The sequence below is a fragment of the Alkalihalobacillus sp. FSL W8-0930 genome (genome assembly GCA_037965595.1).
GTDB lineage: Bacteria > Bacillota > Bacilli > Bacillales > Bacillaceae_D > Alkalicoccobacillus.
The window spans coordinates 3,819,391-3,835,828 of the sequence record CP150183.1 but is presented as its reverse complement, the minus strand read 5'-3'; the positions used below and the strand labels follow the sequence as shown (position 1 = coordinate 3,835,828).

The window sequence follows — 16,438 nt, the reverse complement described above, 5'->3', positions numbered from 1 at the left end:
GTTATAGATTTATATATTATCTAATTGACAAAAACTCATTTTTTTCATAACATTGTGAAATACATATAACTTCATATCTTATCCAGAGTGACTGAGGGACAGGCCCGATGACGTCCGGCAACCATCATGTGTGACATGAAAGGTGCTACTTCCTGCAGAATGATTTCATTCTGAGAGATAAGTTTTATTATTGAAACGCCTCTTTCTGATGAAAGGGGCGTTTTTTGATTTTTTCTTCAACTATGCATCTACATAAAGGGGAGAGTTTACAACATGAAAAGACATACTCGTTTGACTCAATCGGTTATTGCGGTTCTTGGTTTGGCAGTTCTAGCAGGTGGGTGTTCTGTTGGAAATACTACAACAAATGAACAAGTCATCTTAGTTGGGACGCAGAATGATTATCCGCCGTTCGCGTTTGCGGATGAGAGCAATGAACTGACTGGCTATGATATTGAGGTGGTCCAGGAGATCGATCAGCGCTTGGATGGCTATGCGTTTGATTTTGTGGCGACGCCTTGGGATAGTATGTTCCTCGCTCTTGAATCCAATAAGATTCAAGCGGTGGCGGATCAGGTGGCGAAAACGCCTGAGCGCGAGGAGAAGTACTTATTCTCAGAGGAGTCGTACTTTGCGGCGGAGACGGTGATTGTGGTGAAGTCGGGTGAAGAGGGTATTCAGACGATTGAGGATCTTGAGGGTAAGAAGGTCGGGGCGCTTGCTGGGGATTCGTATACGCTGCTGCTTGAGGAGTACAACAAGGATGCGGAGAACCCGATTCAATTGGAGTACAGTGAGAGTGGCACGCCTGCTGAGATCCTGCAGGACGTGCAGAACGGGCGCGTGGATGCGTATGTGAATGATCCAATTATGATTGATACGGTGCTTGATAAATATGATCTGGACGTTGAGATTGTCGGTCAGTCGTTAGTGAATGACAATATGGGCATTGTCTTTGCGCAGTCGGAAGAGGGCGAGGAGCTACAGAAGCTGATCGATCCGATTCTTAAGGAACTAAAGGAAGATGGGACGCTTGCCGAGCTTTCGGTGAAATGGACAGGTGGAGAATATATTCCGGAATAGAGTGGAAGAGGGGAAGACAGCATGGAGAACTTACTAGACCTTCAATTTCTAATTGAAAGCATTCCTTATATTCTAGCGCGTCTGCCGATTACGCTTGGTATTGCGGTCGGGTCGCTCATCTTAAGTTTAGTGATTGGGCTTGGGACCGCATTGATTAAAATTTACCGAGTTCCTGTGCTACGGGTGATTACATCGGTCTATGTTTCGTTTGTAAGAGGGACACCGCTTTTAGTTCAGCTGTATCTCGTCTTTTACGGAATTCCTAAGGTGATCTATTTTCTGCAGAGGGAACAAGGCTGGCTGCTTGGGCTCGATGTAAATGTAATTGCTCCTGAGGTGTACGCTCTCTTAGCCTTTTCCTTTAATCTAGGGGCGTATTTATCTGAAACGATTCGTTCAGCGATTGAGTCGGTGGATCGCGGACAGTTTGAAGCAGCTAAGGCGATAGGGATGAAGCCGACGCAGATGATGCTGAAGATTATTTTCCCGCAGGCCTTAATTGTGGCGATCCCGAACCTTGGAAATATGTTCATTACAACGATCAAGGACACGTCACTTGTCTTTATTATTGGCGTAATCGATATTATGGGCCAGGCGAAGATTCTTGGCTCGCGCGGGTTAGCCTTTTTTGAAGTGTATATTGCGGTGTCAATTATTTATTGGATCGTGTGCCTGATTGTGGAGAGGGTGCTTATGATCATCGAGAAGTGTGCGCGCAGATATGAAAGAGGGATTGCATCATGATTAAACTTGAGAACTTACATAAGTACTTTGGGAAGCATCATGTGCTAAAAGGGATTGATCTTTCGGTAAACAAAGGAGAGGTTGTGGTCATATTAGGCCCAAGTGGCTCAGGCAAGTCAACACTCCTGCGTTGCATGAACTTTCTCGAGGAGCCAACAAGCGGCTTTGTTGAAGTGAGTGGGAAGCGAGTGAATGTGGAGTCGGCTAGTAAGAAGGAGATTCTGGCACTACGGACCTCGACGGGCATGGTGTTCCAGCAGTACAACCTTTTTAAAAACTTAACGGTGCTCGACAATGTAATGATTGGCTTAACGAGTGTGAAGCAGCTGAAAAAGAATGAAGCGGAGCAGAAAAGCATCGATATATTAGAGCGTGTGGGTCTTGGGAACCGGTTGGGCCATTTTCCTGCACAGCTATCAGGAGGACAGCAGCAACGGGTTGGAATTGCTCGTGCGCTTGCGATGAACCCTGAGGTGATACTGTTTGACGAGCCGACGTCTTCTCTTGATCCAGAGCTTGTTGATGAGGTACTGGCAACGATCAAAGAGGTAGCGAATGAAGGCAACACGATGTTTATTGTGACGCATGAGCTTCAGTTTGCCAGAGAGATCTCGGACCGCGTCATCTTTATGGAGGATGGCAGGATTGTCGAGGAAGGGACAGCAGAACAGATCTTCACACATCCTAAGTTAGAGAGAACGAGAAAATTTCTAGGAAGATTTATTGAACAAAATTAATTAAAAGTTATTATGAAAAGTCTCTTTCCTAAGAAAGGGGCTTTTTTAAAAATGAGAGGTATAATTAATAATATGGTTTCACCAGCAAGGAGGTCTAAAATGCACAACGAAAAACTACGCTACACCTACTCCACAATCGTCGATACCTTTCCGTTATTCGTTGAGAGTATCGGCTACAATCCGTGGGAGCAGGATTGGTCGCGGCCGGATGGGTATCCGCAGTATCATTGGCTGCAGACGATTGAGGGGGAAGGGATGTTTTCCTTTAATGGGCAGGAGCATCGGCTGTCTCGGGGGCGTGGGGTGTTGTTAAAGCCTTATACGCCACATGAATATATTACGTTGGGAAAGAAGTGGTCGACGATGTATGTGACGTTTGGCGGGGCATCGGTTGTCTCCATCCTGGATGCGTTAACGTTAAATGCTTCTTCCTTGTATACGGATTTGGAGGACCAGCGATTTGCTTCGATTCTTAAGGGGATGCTCGAGAAGATTAAAGAGGATGCGGAATTTTCAAAGCTGGATTTATCTAGTCATCTATATGATTTCCTGATTCATCTACGCAAGTACGGGAAGGTGAATAATCAGCCTTCGTTATCGAATAACTATGACAAGCTTCGGCCGTTGGTGGAGTGGCTAGAGCAGGCGCATGCGGAGGATATCGGACTGAATGATATGGCTGCGTATCTGAATGTGAGCTCACAATATTTGAATCGGTTGTTTCATCATACGTTTACCATGAGTCCCTATTCCTTTTTGATCCAGCTTCGAATCCGAAAGGCGAAGGAAATTCTGATTCAAAATGCGGATGTTCCGTTGAAGAATATCGCTTTCTTGGTGGGCTTTAATGATGTCAGTAATTTTGTTGCAACCTTTAAGAAAATCGAAGGGATGACACCGAAAGTCTATCGCCAAAGCTATCAACAGCAAACAGGAAGACTGCCGAGTGAGGGGTAGTCTTTTTTGTTTAATCAATGCAGGATAAGAAGATACCTTTCATATTTTCATATAACTGTAGAAGATATTCATACTAAAATGGAATGAAAGCGATTAATATTAGCTGTATGAATTGTATAAGAGTCAGTGATCCAAGGAGGGTACGATCATTATGCTACAAGCTGAAAACGGAGAGTTTAAGTTAGATGGCAAGCCTTTTCAAGTGTTGTCTGGAGCCATTCATTACTTTAGAACGGTGCCTGAATATTGGGAGGACCGCCTTCGCAAGCTGAAGGCACTTGGTCTGAATACGGTGGAGACCTATGTTGCTTGGAATGTCCATGAGCCTAAGAAAGGGGAGTTTCATTTCTCGGGTCTCGCAGACCTTGAGACGTTTATTGAAACAGCTCAGAAGCTAGATTTGTATGTGATTGTCAGGCCGTCTCCATACATTTGTGCAGAGTGGGAGATGGGTGGGTTGCCTGCATGGTTATTAGCAGAAGGAGATATGGTGCTTCGCTCGAGTCATCCGGCGTTTTTGCGTCATATTGAGGAGTATTTTGATGTACTTCTACCAAAGATTGAGAAGCATTTAAGTAAGCACGGGGGCCCAGTCATTGCGATGCAAATTGAAAATGAGTACGGTGCGTATGGGAATGATCAAGCGTACCTTGAATTTTTTAAAGGGCAATACGAAAAGCATGGGATTGATACGTTTCTGTTCACTTCGGATGGGCCGGTGTTTATCGAACAAGGCTCGTTGCCAGATGTGACAACGACGCTGAATTTTGGTTCGCGGGTAGAGGAAGCATTTCATACGTTAGAACAGTATAAGCCCGGCTCTCCGAAGATGGTTGCTGAATTCTGGATCGGCTGGTTTGATCACTGGGGAGGCAAGCATCATACAAGAGATCCAAAAGATGCTGCAAACGTGTTTGAGGACTTAATGAAGATTAATGCATCGTTGAATGTGTATATGTTCCATGGGGGTACGAACTTTGGCTTCATGAATGGGGCCAATCACTATGACGAGTATTATCCAACCATCACAAGCTACGATTACGACAGCTTGTTAACGGAGAGCGGAGATATCACTCAGAAGTATAAAGAAGTGAAGGATGTCTTACGGAAATACGTGGACGTGCCAGAAGACATCGAGAATGAGATTCCAACAAAAAGCTATGGTTCCGTGAAACTACAGGAGTCTGTCAGTTTATTTGATACCTTACAGGACATTTGCTCTGTGAAGGAACACTTGGTTCCACTATCTATGGAGGATGCAGGACAAGCATACGGGCTTATTTTATATGAAACGAAAGTGAACCGAAAAGGGAAATTAACGTTAGATACAGAGCCTATCCGTGACCGCGCCTATGTGTATGTAAACGGGAAGCTGGAGAAGACAATCTACATTAACGATCAAGAGAAAGCCGTGCAGCTACATTTTCCTAATGATGTGAACACACTGGAGATCCTTGTTGAGAACATGGGTCGAGCTAATTATGGTAAGCATCTGACAGATAAAAAAGGAATTGTTCGTAACCTTTGGTTAGGCGAGCAATACTGGTTTGATTGGAAGATGCATATGATTGAGCTAGATGTCCTTCCTAGTGAATATGTAGGAGGGAAAGAAGAACGTTTTCCAAGGTTCTATCAGGGAACCTTTGATGTGAGTGAATGTCACGATACATTTGTGGACACGGAAGGCTTTATAAAAGGAAATGTATTTATCAATGGATTTAACTTAGGGCGTTACTGGAACGCGATGGGACCGCAGCGGACATTATACGTACCTGGACCATTACTAAAGGAAACTGGCAATACGATTACGATACTAGAGCTTGAGGGAACAACAACGGAAGACATTAAGCTAGTTGATCGGCCAAATCTAGGTTAACGAAACTCTTAATAAAATACTTGCAGTGGAGCCCAGTTGAATTCATTTGGATTGACTGGGCTCTTTCTCGTTGAGTTTCATATTTTCATATATTCTTAGAAGAATTTCGTATTCGTACATTTATGTAAGCGCTTATAATAAAGTGAATTCGTAAGAACGGTTGCAAAAACGAAACGAGGAGAGAGAATGATGGTTCAAATGAAAAGATTGTTCGTTACTTGTTTAGCTGCTGGTGTCATAGGTATACCGACTCTAATTGGACAGGCTGGGACAGCAAATGCAGCCTCACAACATGAACCGGTACCATCCGACCTATTCGTAGAGAAGGTAGAGGGACTAGATGAGGATTTTATTAGAGGAGTAGACATATCGAGTGTTATTGCTATGGAAAATAGCGGTACGGTTTATTACAACGAAGCCGGAGAAGAGCAGGATGTGTTTCAGATCTTTAAGGAGGCAGGAGCCAATTACGTGCGAGTGCGTGTGTGGAATGATCCATACGATGCGGAAGGGAACAGCTACGGCGGAGGAAATAATGATCTAGAAACGGCGATTGAAATTGGTAAAAGAGCCACAGAGAATGGGATGAAGGTATTAGTAGACTTTCATTATTCCGACTTTTGGGCAGATCCGGGTAAGCAATTTCCACCAAAAGCATGGGAGAATCTAAGTCTTGAAGATAAAAAAGCTGAGCTATATGACTTCACGAAGGAAAGCTTAGAGCAAATGCTTGCTGAAGGAATCGACATTGGGATGGTTCAGATCGGTAATGAGACAACAAATGGGATGGCCGGCGAATACGAATGGTCTAACATCACTTCATTGATGAATGAAGGAAGTAAGGCGGTAAGGGAGGTAGACGAGGATATTCTGATCGCCGTACACTTTACGAACCCTGAAAGAGAAGGAAGATACGCATTCTTTGCTCAAACATTAGACGAGCAGAATGTAGACTATGATGTTTTTGCTAGCTCGTGGTACCCGAATTGGCACGGAACATTAGAGAATCTGACGACTATTTTTAACGAGATAGCGGAGAACTATGATAAAAAAGTGATGATGGCAGAAGTCTCGTATTCGTATACAAATGAAGACCGGAATGGAGATCCGATTGGTACGGAGGAAGTCCCGGGTTATTCAATCTCCGTACAAGGTCAAGCAAATGTGATTAGAGATGCAATCGGTGCGGTGGCGAGTATTGGAGATGCGGGCATCGGTGTGTTTTACTGGGAGCCGGCTTGGATTGATCCCCCTGGATATACAGAGGACGAGCTATACGATATTCGGGAAACACATGGCTCGGGTTGGGCATCAAGCTACGCAGCTGCCTACGATCCAGAGGATGCGGGTAAATATTACGGAGGAACCTCAGCTGATGATGAAGGATTGTTTGATTATCATGGACATCCATTACCATCTATCAATGTGTTCAAACAGGTCTACACTGGAGCCGTGACAGAATTAAAGGTAGATCGAATACAGGATGTTAAACTTCAGATGAACCTGGGTCAAACAGCAACCTTACCTGAAACCGTAACAGTCATCTTTAATGATCGAAGCACTCAAGAGGTACCGGTAAGCTGGGACGAGGAAGCGTTCCAGCAAGCTCTAGAAAGTGGAATCGGATCATATGTGATTAATGGGAAAGTAGAAGGTGGACAGCAAGTAAAAGCACATCTTGAAATCATCCAAGAAAATGTTGTGAAGAATCCTAGTTTTGAGGATAGCGAGAGATCGATGTGGGAGATCACGTATGGTGAAGGGTTGGCTCCTCACACAAGCTTTCAGAATAACCCAAACGATGCACGAACAGGGAGCTATGCGTTGCATTTTTACTCAGATGAAAAGGTTGATTTCAAGGTAGAGCAGCACATAACTGGCTTGGAGCCTGGCTACTATGATTTATCGATGTTTATCCAGGGTGGAGATGCCAGTGAATCAGATATGTATCTTTACGCACATACATCAGGGGAAGATTATCGACAGGATACAGGGGTTCGCGGTTGGAGCAACTGGGATCAGCCTGAAATAAATGAGATTCTAGTATTAGATGGAAACCTAACCATTGGCGCAAATGTAACAGCAAATGCTAACGCATGGGGAACAATTGATGATTTCAGTCTCGTTCGTGTTGGTGAGGTCGATCAGTATGACTTAAATGAGCAGCTATCGGAAACGCTTGAGAGCTATATTGCTTCCGGCGATATTAAGGGGCCACTTGTGTCACAGCTTCAGAATAGCTTGAAGCAGGCCAGACATCATTATGATGCAGGAAGAACAGAACAGTACGAGCATTTCCTAAACAAGCTCCTCACGCAATTAGATAAACAAAGTAAATATATCACGGATCTTGCGAAGGAAGAACTGGAAAAGAAAACGAGATTATTGCTGGAGCAGTCAGAAAGAGTGAGCTAGGGTTCCTTTTTCTCTAATTGACAAAACCGAAAATCTTTCATAACATTGTGACATACAATTAACTTCATATCTTATCCAGAGTGACTGAGGGACAGGCCCGATGACGTCCGGCAACCATCATGTGCGACATGAAAGGTGCTACTTCCTGCAGAATGATTTCATTCTGAGAGATAAGTTTTCTATGAAAAGCCTCTTTCTGATGAAAGGGGCTTTTTTTGATGATTGACTCGTACTCTATGCAGCTACATTTAGGGCAAAGGTTACATGATGAAAAGACATATGGATGGAACAATTTATTGAAGAAGGAGCGAAGATTGAACATGAATCCAATTGAACACATTCTAACGGACTTTCCCCTCATGATTTTAGACGGGGCACTGGCAACCGAGCTTGAACGCTATGGCTGTGACTTAAACGATCCGTTGTGGTCAGCCAAGGTGTTACTTGAGAAGCCGAGAGTGATTAAGCAGGTCCACACGGATTACTTTGAAGCCGGAGCCGACTGTGCCATCACAGCAAGCTACCAGGCGACTGTAAAAGGCTATCGGAAAAGAGGCTTAAGCGAAATTGAAGCCGCAATGCTGATTAAGCAATCAGTTGAGCTTGCGGTGGAAGCGCGGGATGCGTTTTGGAGTGTTGAGGCGAACCAGCTAGGACGACCAAAGCCACTTGTTGCTGCGTCTGTTGGTCCATACGGTGCCTATCTTGCTGATGGCTCGGAATATCACGGGGACTATGGGTTATGCGAAGAGGAGCTCGTTTTATTTCATCGAGAGAGAATCCGACTCTTAGTTGAAGCGGGTGCGGATGTGCTGGCATGTGAAACCATTCCTTGTCTAGTAGAGGCAAAAGCCATTGCACGTGTGTTAAAGGACTTTCCTGATGTGTATGCATGGATCTCGTTTAGTGCAAAGGACGAGCTGCATATTAATAGTGGAGAACTAATAGCCGATTGCGCAGAGTGGCTTGAAGGAGAAACGCAAATCGCAGCCGTTGGCATCAACTGTACGGCTCCGCAGTTTGTAGAATCATTAATTACTGAAGTGAAGGCGAATACAGCGAAACCAATTATTGTGTATCCAAACTCAGGAGAAGCATATGATCCAGAGAGTAAGCAGTGGAGTGATGAGGATGCCGATGAGCCGTTTGTGTTGAGCACAAAACGGTGGTTTGAAGCAGGCGCAACAGTGATTGGCGGGTGCTGTCGGACGACGCCAAAGGATATTCGCGGAATATGTGAGTGGGCGCGGGGGTAGAGAGAGGGAATCGACTTGTGGGTCGATTCCTTTTTTGTTGAATGCCTTTAAAGCGTTCATAGGACTTATGGATAACCTATACCTTTTTTCTTCTAGTTCGCATGGAATAACAAATAAATGGTGGGAATTTATCTGATTTGATTGTCATAAACTTGTATATTATGTAAAATTAATGTGCTTAATATTAACTTTGTTCCAATTTAATTAGGAAGATTCCTAATTTAAGGAGGTTGAATATACGATTAGTAATTACTTAATTCTTTTAAAATAAAACGTATATAATATATTCTTAGATTGGTGGTTTTTATTTGTTTACTCGTCCTCAAATAGGCCGGAATAAGTTTAAGCACTACTTATTATCCTGTTTAGTTTTATTTTTCTCATTTATCATTGGAATGATCATTTACTTAGAGACTACAGAATCAATCTTAAAACCGGGTATGAGTAATAAACTTGTCCAATTGATTGATATTCTTGGGTTTTCAATTTTTGCTCTAATAATGATAATTGGACTTCTTTTCTCTGTTCGTTTTGTGCATCAGCGTCCCTTTAAAACATTAATTACAGGTCATGCTGTGATACGCTGGAGACTACTATTTATTGGGATGGGCGTACTCGCTATATGTATGGCTATTACATATCCAATTGCTATGTTAATTTCTCCAAATGAATTTGAATATAACGGCATAGATAATGAGTTATTCTTATTTGTTGTGTTATCAGCAGTTTTTGCTATTCCAATTCAAACAACCTTAGAAGAACTTTTCTTTCGAGGATTTTTATTACAATGGTTTGGAACATTTATCAAGAGTACATTACTTCTTTGTACAGTTATTATTATTATATTTGCTGCTTTGCACTTTTTTAATCCCGAAATGGCTATGAATCCATTTGTTGTAGCAGGAGGCTACGTAATAATGTCAGTTTCCTACACAGTAAGTGCTTTTGTACTGAAAGGAACTGAATTTACCATTGGAGTCCATGCTGCAAACAATATGCTTCTAATGATCTTTTTCTTATTTAGTGAGAATGCCTTACTAGCTCCTATGGCCTTGTGGACAATAAATTACTCTACATCGGCCTTTCTGGTTACTATATATGGAATGAATCTTCTTTGGCTAGGTTTTGTGTTGATTTTTCGTAAAAGACTATTAAAAATTTCTTAAATGCACCATTGGATAAAACTATACAGTAATTAAAGAACCAGGGTTTTAGATTGACTAGAACCCTGGTTTTTATTTTGTCTTACTACTTTTATTCTAGAAAGGTTCATCCCTATGACTAGAAAATTTAAGAAACGTCGAAGTAAAAAGAGCTTCATATAAAGATCTCTCCGTCCCAATTGGCGGAAGAAGGGTTCTTCTTAGGCATTGACCTTCCGAAAAGCTAACTTCGCAGACGATAAAATTACTAGCCCCAGCGCACTCGTACTAAAGAAAAGACCAATTCCGGAAACAAACGTAATTAGAAGATAGACCGCAAAAAATCCAAAGATCATCGTCAGACTTGCAACCGGGTTATAAATGGCAAGCAGTACGGCATTTTTTAGATGCGTTTTGAATGGTGCCTGAAATTCAACATATAAGGAAAGAAAGTAACAGACAACCAGCAGGAAGAAACAGGCTATGATGATGGTTGCTAGATAAAAGGCTTGAGAGATGCCTGTATTCATCGTTTGGAGAAATTGAATGTTACTAATAAGGATTAGGGATAAAAGGATGACGCACAGTCCCGCTACATTGCTTTTTACAAATTCCTCTTTGTAGAATGTCCAAAAGGTCTTAAAGATTGATCCTTCATTCTGGTTGAGGAGCTGTCGAGTTGTTGCAAGCAATGCCACGGTTGCAGGGAAGAATCCAAAGAGTCCTAGTCCAAGGATCGTAAAAAGGATCCAAAGTAGATTAATGAATGCTAACCGGTAAAACCACATGCAAAATGTATAAATGGGGCCAGAGATAGCATTAAGGTACATAGAGCTTCCTCCTCTAGATAGCGTTTTGATATAGACTATATCATGCTTCATGTATATTTTTGTAAGAAAGGCAAGGGAGGTAAAGATAATCTCTAAAAAGTCAAAGATCTACACCTTTTATGGACGTGTCATATGGATAAGTATCGACAAAGTTTAGAGTGAATGATCTTATTAACAAGCTGAAAGCATTGATTCTAAAATGTTTTCTGAAGTGGAGACATTCAATGTAATGTGCTGCGCTCAAAGTTATCCGTACAACAAAGTAAGTAAAATTTGTGCGCGGAAGAGTCAAGATCGTTCATTTATGTAAGCGCTTTAAAAGGGTAAGATGGGATTAACCCAGCTAGAGAGGTGAAGTGAATGAACAGTGAAATGAAAGCGCAACCAAAAAAGTTCTTTCGTAAAAAGACTCAAAAGAATAAAAGTCCCTTAAACAGTTGGCGTGATGCAGTTGCAGGTTGGGTCTTTATTGGTCCAATGTTCATTGGGACATCCATCTTAGTTATCTTTCCGATTCTTTCTTCATTAACGTTAAGTTTTACGAACTGGAATATCGTTGCAGGCTATGAGAATGCGGAGTTTATAGGACTCGATAATTTCGTGGCATTGTTTAATGATCCGCTTTTCATTAAGTCATTAGGTAATAATTTTATTCTTTTATTAGCGATACCGATTACCTTATTTATTTCATTAACGTTGGCTACGATTATCAACAAATATATTTACTTCAAGGACTTCTTTAAGGTCATCTTCTTTATGCCTTTTATTTCAAGTATTGTGGCAGTCGCTGTAGTCTTCCGGGTGCTATTTCATCCAACTCAAGGTCCGATTAACCAATTGTTAATGACACTTGGAATTGATAACCCACCAGGATGGATTGCGGACATTTCGTTTGCCTTGCCGTCCGTTATGATCATTATGATTTGGACGGGAATTGGTTTTAACTTAATTATTTACTTGGCAGGTTTACAAAGCATTCCCAAGGAGCTGTACGAGGCTGCACAAATGGATGGTGCTTCTGCTTGGTATCAGTTTAAGAGCATAACGATTCCACTTGTTTCACCAACAACCTTCCTGTTATTTGTAACGGGAATCATTTCTAGCTTTAAGATCTTTGATTTAATTATTGTTTTAACAAATGGTGGACCAGCGAATTCGACAAAGGTTCCAGTTGTCTACTTATATGAAAAAGCCTTTTTGGACTTACGTGCAGGCTATGCCTCATCGATCTCACTAGTTATTTTCGTCATTATTTTAATCATCACATACCTGCAATTTAAGGGACAGAAAAAATGGGTTAATTATTAAGGGGGTGAGCGAATGAAGAAACCGATGAATGGTAAAAAGATCTTAGTGACAGTGTTGATGTTCATATTGGGAATCTGTTTCATGACTCCTTTCCTATGGATGATCTCTGCATCTCTTAAGGTGGAGGAAGAGGTGTTAACCTATCCAATTAAGTGGATTCCGACAACGTGGAATGCAGTTGAGAATTATCGGGAGGTCTGGACGGGAACCATGCCGTTCTTCTTATTATATTGGAATTCAATTAAAGTTTCGGTGCTAACAACCGTTACATCTGTTGCAGTCTCAGCGCTTGCAGCATATGGATTTTCAAAGGTTGAGTTTAAGGGCAGAAATTTAGTCTTTATGCTGGTATTAGCGACATTCATGATTCCACCTCAAACCTTACTTGTCACACAATTTATCCTGTACCGGACGCTTGGCTTGTACGATACGCATACAGGATTAATTCTATTAAATAGCTTCAGTGTTTTTGGAACCTTTATGCTTCGGCAATTCTTCTTAGGAGTTGGAAATGAAATTATTGAGTCAGCTAGGATGGATGGAGCTGGGCACTTCCGTATATTCACAGCCATTGCCTTTCCTTTAGTGAAGCCAGCGATTGCAACCTACGCTATTCTGCGTTTCATCTGGACTTGGAACGATTTCCAATACCCACTTATATTCTTACGGAGCAAGGAGCTTTTTACAATCCAGCTAGGGGTGCAGAGCTTTGCAGATGAGCATGGAAGTATTTATTCGCTTATGATGGCAGCCTCAGTTTCAGCCATCATTCCACTCTTAATTGTCTTTATCATCGGACAAAAACAAGTGATAGAAGGCATCCAATTAGGAGGAGTCAAGGGATAAACAGGCAACAACCATCTAATGGTTCACTATAATACGGACAAAAAGGGGAGTAGGTATGATGAATAGAAAATGGCTTGTATTCGGAATGGTATCCGTTCTAGCATTAGGCACAGCCGCTTGTTCTGGGGAGGAAAGTAGTACAGGAGGCGGTTCTGACGGCGAAGATGAAGTAACGATCAAATTTGTGCATTGGTTTAATGAAGAGAATGGAAAATGGGAGCCTCTCATTGAGAAGTACGAAGCGGAAAACCCGGGAGTTAAGGTTGAATCCATGCCATTAGTTGAAAACATGAACTCACAGGATTATTATAAACAGCTTGATCTCATGGCAGCAGCTGGAGAAGACTTAGACGTGGTCATGTTTAGTAACCCAAATGACTATGTGTCTCGTATAAATGCTGGCCTACTCGAGCCGCTTAACTCCTTCTTAGATGATGAAGGAATTGATATTAATACAGAATACACAAATAGCTTTCAAGCGATCGATGGGGATTATTATGGTATTCCGATGAAGCAGGTAAACCAGATGATCTTAATGAATAAGGATCACTTAGACGAAGCGGGACTCGAGATTCCTACTGAATGGACGTGGGATGAGTACCGTGAGTATGCAAAAGAACTGACAACCGATGATCACTATGGCTCGTACTTGCATACCTGGCATAATCTTCACTCAGCATTAAAGTTAAATAGTAAGCCTGATGGGGATAATGGATTACTTACTGAATCAGGAGACTCCAATATTAATGATCCTCTTGTAAAGGAATCACTAGAGTTACGTTATGCCTTAGAGAATGAAGATGAGAGCTCGGTTCCTTTTTCTTCAATTCTCTCTCAACAAATGGACTACCGTCAGCAATTCTTTACTCAGGAAGCGAGTATGGTGCCAATAGGGTCATTTATGCTTTCAGAGTGGGGACAATTTACACCAGACTTTGAGATGGCATGGGCACCATGGCCACAAAATGAAGTGACAGGAGTTAACTATTCAGGTGTTGGTGGTGATGCACTATCCGTTGCAAAGTCATCTAAACACAAGCAAGAAGCATATGATTTTATTCGTTGGTTAACAACGGAAGGCATTGTTGAACAGGGTATATGGGTACCTTCATGGAACGGAGCTAACCTCGATGAAGTGGTTGAAACTATCGCAGCGGGCACGAGTAACCCAGAAGCACTGCATCTTGAATCCATTATTCATTCGTTGGATGTTGAACCTTTAGACACATACATGCCTGCGCCGTATATCACGGAGGTGCACACGGCTTATGGAGCGGAAGTAGAGCGATATCTCCTTGGGGATCAGGATATTGATGCAACCATTGAGAATCTAGAGACCCAAATTCAGAATATTGCGGACTCTAATAAGTGAGCCTATAATTAGTGTAATGAGGGAGATCACTCTCTCATTACACTCCTTGTATTGATCGTGGTGGTGATGATATGACCTGGTTCAAGCGGCTGCATCAGTTATCTTTTCGTAGCCGGTTAATGATTGCTGCCATTCTATGTATCTTGTTTCCTTGGGTCCTTACGTATTTTGTTTCAAATTATTTGACTGAGGACGCATTAGAAGAACTTGCTGTGAATCAATCAAAGCAATCGTTAAATCTTCTTGGGATGAGTATTCAACAAATTTTGGATGATGTGATGTACACCTCCAACTATGTGAAGTTTGATTCTAGCTTTAATCAAGTCATGAGGGAGCATCAACTGATTGATCCTGATTCACCAGGTGCAAGTCAGGAGATTGCATTAAGCTTGATTGAGGTGGCGAGTCACCTGTCTCCTATTACGAATACCGTGTCACCAGAGTATGTCACGATTCTATTTAGCAATGATCTATATTACATGAATTATCCCTTAAGTGAATTTCACCCACTGGATTTTAAAAAAGAGCCCTGGTTTGAAAAGCTCGATACATTAAGCTACTACGACTTGCTTTGGATTGGAGCTCACCCTACGTATATTAAATCAGACCAAAGTGAGAATCGCTTCTTAATTAGTTTCGGGAGTTATCTGCGTTCAGTAAATAGTCAAAATGCCTATCTCATCATAAGTATACGGGAACAACAAATTAGCGCCTTACTTGAGAATTATCAAGTGGACGATGGTTCTGAGTACTTTTTAACAGATGGAGAAGGTACAGTGTACTCAAGTGTAGACCAAGGTATGATTACTCGAACGTTACCATATGATGTGAATTCAAATGAACAGCAGATTGTGGAGAGGAACGGGGAGAGATTTTTCCTGGTAACCCATCCTGTTGCATATTCAGACTGGCGGTTAGTAAATTTCGTACCATATAACGAATCAATTGGTAATATTAATCGAATGAACAAACTAACGATTACAACACAAGGTGTGCTGTTATTCATCTTCATGATCGGCCTCATTGTTCTTGTTCGGGAACTGACAAAGCCACTTATGGAGCTAAGATCTGTGACGAAGGCTGTAGAGCAAGGAGACTTAAGTCAGCGAGCAAAGATGTATGGAAACAACGATATCACGCACCTAAGCTCATCATTTAATGAGATGCTCGACACGGTTGAGGAAATGATTGACCAAGTACGAGTTCAGGAACATGCAAAACGAAATGCTGAGCTTGAAATGCTACAGGCACAAATTAATCCGCACTTTTTGTTTAATGCGTTAAATACCATACGCATGCAAACCATGTTAAATGGAGATAAACAGAGTGCAGACTTAATCCAATCCTTATCTTCTTTGCTGAGAATGACGGTGAATCGGAATAATTCATTCATCACGTTAGAAGAGGAAATTGAGACCAATCAGCACTATATCAAATTAATGAACTTTAGGCATCAACATACAATCAAACTGGATCTTGATCTGAGTGATGGAGCATCACATCTTTTGGTCCCACGCTTTTTTCTTCAACCGATTGTTGAAAACGCTATCATACATGGTCACTCCCATGGTGAAACAACCATTACCATCAAAGCAAGCATAAATAATCTTGGACAATTAATCCTTCATATCTCAGACAATGGGAGAGGGATGTCAGAAGAGACGATGAATAGCATTAAAGAGAAGCTCACTCAAAAGACTGCTGAGCATCAAACAAGCAATCATCATTCCTTTAATGGCATTGGTATTCAAAACGTGTACCAACGAATGAAACTCATCTATGGTGACCACTTTACGATGGATATTCGTAGTACAGAGTCTGTCGGGACATCCTATCTGTTTTGTATTCCGATTAAAAAGGGGTAGATTCACA

13 protein-coding genes and 2 riboswitches are annotated in these 16,438 nt (G+C 41.8%); of the genes, 12 read left to right on the top strand and 1 reads right to left on the bottom strand.

The features are described from left to right. Window positions 1-75 precede the first annotated feature (75 nt). Window positions 76-184: riboswitch (SAM riboswitch) on the top strand. An 89-nt stretch (window positions 185-273) separates the two neighbouring features. The 8 genes from NSQ54_19705 (at window position 274) to NSQ54_19670 (ending at window position 10,234) form a co-directional block, all read left to right on the top strand. Further along, window positions 274-1,083, top strand: coding sequence for a transporter substrate-binding domain-containing protein (locus tag NSQ54_19705; protein WYP26523.1), 810 nt, complete (start codon window positions 274-276; stop codon window positions 1,081-1,083). 21 nt (window positions 1,084-1,104) lie between these two features. After that, window positions 1,105-1,827 carry an amino acid ABC transporter permease gene (locus NSQ54_19700; GenBank protein ID WYP26522.1) on the top strand — a complete coding sequence of 241 codons (723 nt, stop codon included), beginning with the start codon at window positions 1,105-1,107 and terminating at the stop codon, window positions 1,825-1,827. Continuing rightward, window positions 1,824-2,564: an amino acid ABC transporter ATP-binding protein gene (locus NSQ54_19695; GenBank protein WYP26521.1), complete on the top strand. Its 741-nt coding sequence runs from the start codon at window positions 1,824-1,826 to the stop codon at window positions 2,562-2,564. The genes NSQ54_19700 and NSQ54_19695 overlap by 4 nt, the downstream gene beginning before the upstream one ends. A gap of 99 nt (window positions 2,565-2,663) precedes the next feature. Next, a complete protein-coding gene (locus NSQ54_19690) occupies window positions 2,664-3,521 on the top strand; it encodes an AraC family transcriptional regulator (protein ID WYP26520.1) in 858 nt (285 codons plus the stop codon). A 151-nt stretch (window positions 3,522-3,672) separates the two neighbouring features. Further along, window positions 3,673-5,397, top strand: coding sequence for a glycoside hydrolase family 35 protein (locus NSQ54_19685; protein WYP26519.1), 1,725 nt, complete (start codon window positions 3,673-3,675; stop codon window positions 5,395-5,397). A gap of 189 nt (window positions 5,398-5,586) precedes the next feature. Further along, entirely contained in the window at window positions 5,587-7,812 is a 2,226-nt protein-coding gene (locus NSQ54_19680) for a glycosyl hydrolase 53 family protein (GenBank protein WYP26518.1), read from the top strand. Between the two features lie 68 nt (window positions 7,813-7,880). Then, window positions 7,881-7,989, top strand: a riboswitch (SAM riboswitch). 143 nt (window positions 7,990-8,132) lie between these two features. Next, window positions 8,133-9,068, top strand: coding sequence for a homocysteine S-methyltransferase (gene mmuM / locus NSQ54_19675; GenBank protein ID WYP28601.1), 936 nt, complete (start codon window positions 8,133-8,135; stop codon window positions 9,066-9,068). A 308-nt stretch (window positions 9,069-9,376) separates the two neighbouring features. After that, window positions 9,377-10,234 (top strand): lysostaphin resistance A-like protein, encoded by an 858-nt coding sequence (locus tag NSQ54_19670; protein WYP26517.1) that lies wholly within the window; start codon window positions 9,377-9,379, stop codon window positions 10,232-10,234. 197 nt (window positions 10,235-10,431) lie between these two features. Here the strand turns inward: NSQ54_19670 and NSQ54_19665 are convergent, their stop codons facing one another. Next, the gene (locus NSQ54_19665; GenBank protein WYP26516.1) at window positions 10,432-11,040 is read right to left on the bottom strand and encodes a DUF624 domain-containing protein; all 609 of its coding nucleotides are present in this window, start codon (window positions 11,038-11,040) and stop codon (window positions 10,432-10,434) included. A gap of 360 nt (window positions 11,041-11,400) precedes the next feature. Between NSQ54_19665 and NSQ54_19660 the strand changes: the two genes are divergently transcribed. From NSQ54_19660 to NSQ54_19645, 4 genes are all read left to right on the top strand, one after another. Next, a complete protein-coding gene (locus NSQ54_19660; GenBank protein WYP26515.1) occupies window positions 11,401-12,348 on the top strand; it encodes a sugar ABC transporter permease in 948 nt (315 codons plus the stop codon). 12 nt (window positions 12,349-12,360) lie between these two features. Beyond that, window positions 12,361-13,194 carry a carbohydrate ABC transporter permease gene (locus tag NSQ54_19655; GenBank protein ID WYP26514.1) on the top strand — a complete coding sequence of 278 codons (834 nt, stop codon included), beginning with the start codon at window positions 12,361-12,363 and terminating at the stop codon, window positions 13,192-13,194. A 58-nt stretch (window positions 13,195-13,252) separates the two neighbouring features. Further along, complete coding sequence (locus tag NSQ54_19650; GenBank protein WYP26513.1) at window positions 13,253-14,566, top strand: sugar ABC transporter substrate-binding protein; 1,314 nt, start codon at window positions 13,253-13,255, stop codon at window positions 14,564-14,566. A 71-nt stretch (window positions 14,567-14,637) separates the two neighbouring features. Beyond that, on the top strand, window positions 14,638-16,431 hold the full coding sequence (locus tag NSQ54_19645) for a sensor histidine kinase (GenBank protein ID WYP26512.1): 1,794 nt from the start codon (window positions 14,638-14,640) through the stop codon (window positions 16,429-16,431). Window positions 16,432-16,438 lie beyond the last annotated feature (7 nt).

Excerpts from the sequence above, each read along its gene's own strand:
- NSQ54_19705 (WYP26523.1), top strand. The coding sequence starts at position 274 with ATGAAAAGACATACTCGTTTGACTCAATCGGTTATTGCGGTTCTTGGT.
- NSQ54_19700 (WYP26522.1), top strand. The coding sequence starts at position 1,105 with ATGGAGAACTTACTAGACCTTCAATTTCTAATTGAAAGCATTCCTTAT.
- NSQ54_19695 (WYP26521.1), top strand. The coding sequence starts at position 1,824 with ATGATTAAACTTGAGAACTTACATAAGTACTTTGGGAAGCATCATGTG.
- NSQ54_19690 (WYP26520.1), top strand. The coding sequence starts at position 2,664 with ATGCACAACGAAAAACTACGCTACACCTACTCCACAATCGTCGATACC.
- NSQ54_19685 (WYP26519.1), top strand. The coding sequence starts at position 3,673 with ATGCTACAAGCTGAAAACGGAGAGTTTAAGTTAGATGGCAAGCCTTTT.
- NSQ54_19680 (WYP26518.1), top strand. The coding sequence starts at position 5,587 with ATGGTTCAAATGAAAAGATTGTTCGTTACTTGTTTAGCTGCTGGTGTC.
- mmuM (WYP28601.1), top strand. The coding sequence starts at position 8,133 with ATGAATCCAATTGAACACATTCTAACGGACTTTCCCCTCATGATTTTA.
- NSQ54_19665 (WYP26516.1), bottom strand. The coding sequence starts at position 11,040 with ATGTACCTTAATGCTATCTCTGGCCCCATTTATACATTTTGCATGTGG.
- NSQ54_19660 (WYP26515.1), top strand. The coding sequence starts at position 11,401 with ATGAACAGTGAAATGAAAGCGCAACCAAAAAAGTTCTTTCGTAAAAAG.
- NSQ54_19655 (WYP26514.1), top strand. The coding sequence starts at position 12,361 with ATGAAGAAACCGATGAATGGTAAAAAGATCTTAGTGACAGTGTTGATG.
- NSQ54_19650 (WYP26513.1), top strand. The coding sequence starts at position 13,253 with ATGAATAGAAAATGGCTTGTATTCGGAATGGTATCCGTTCTAGCATTA.
- NSQ54_19645 (WYP26512.1), top strand. The coding sequence starts at position 14,638 with ATGACCTGGTTCAAGCGGCTGCATCAGTTATCTTTTCGTAGCCGGTTA.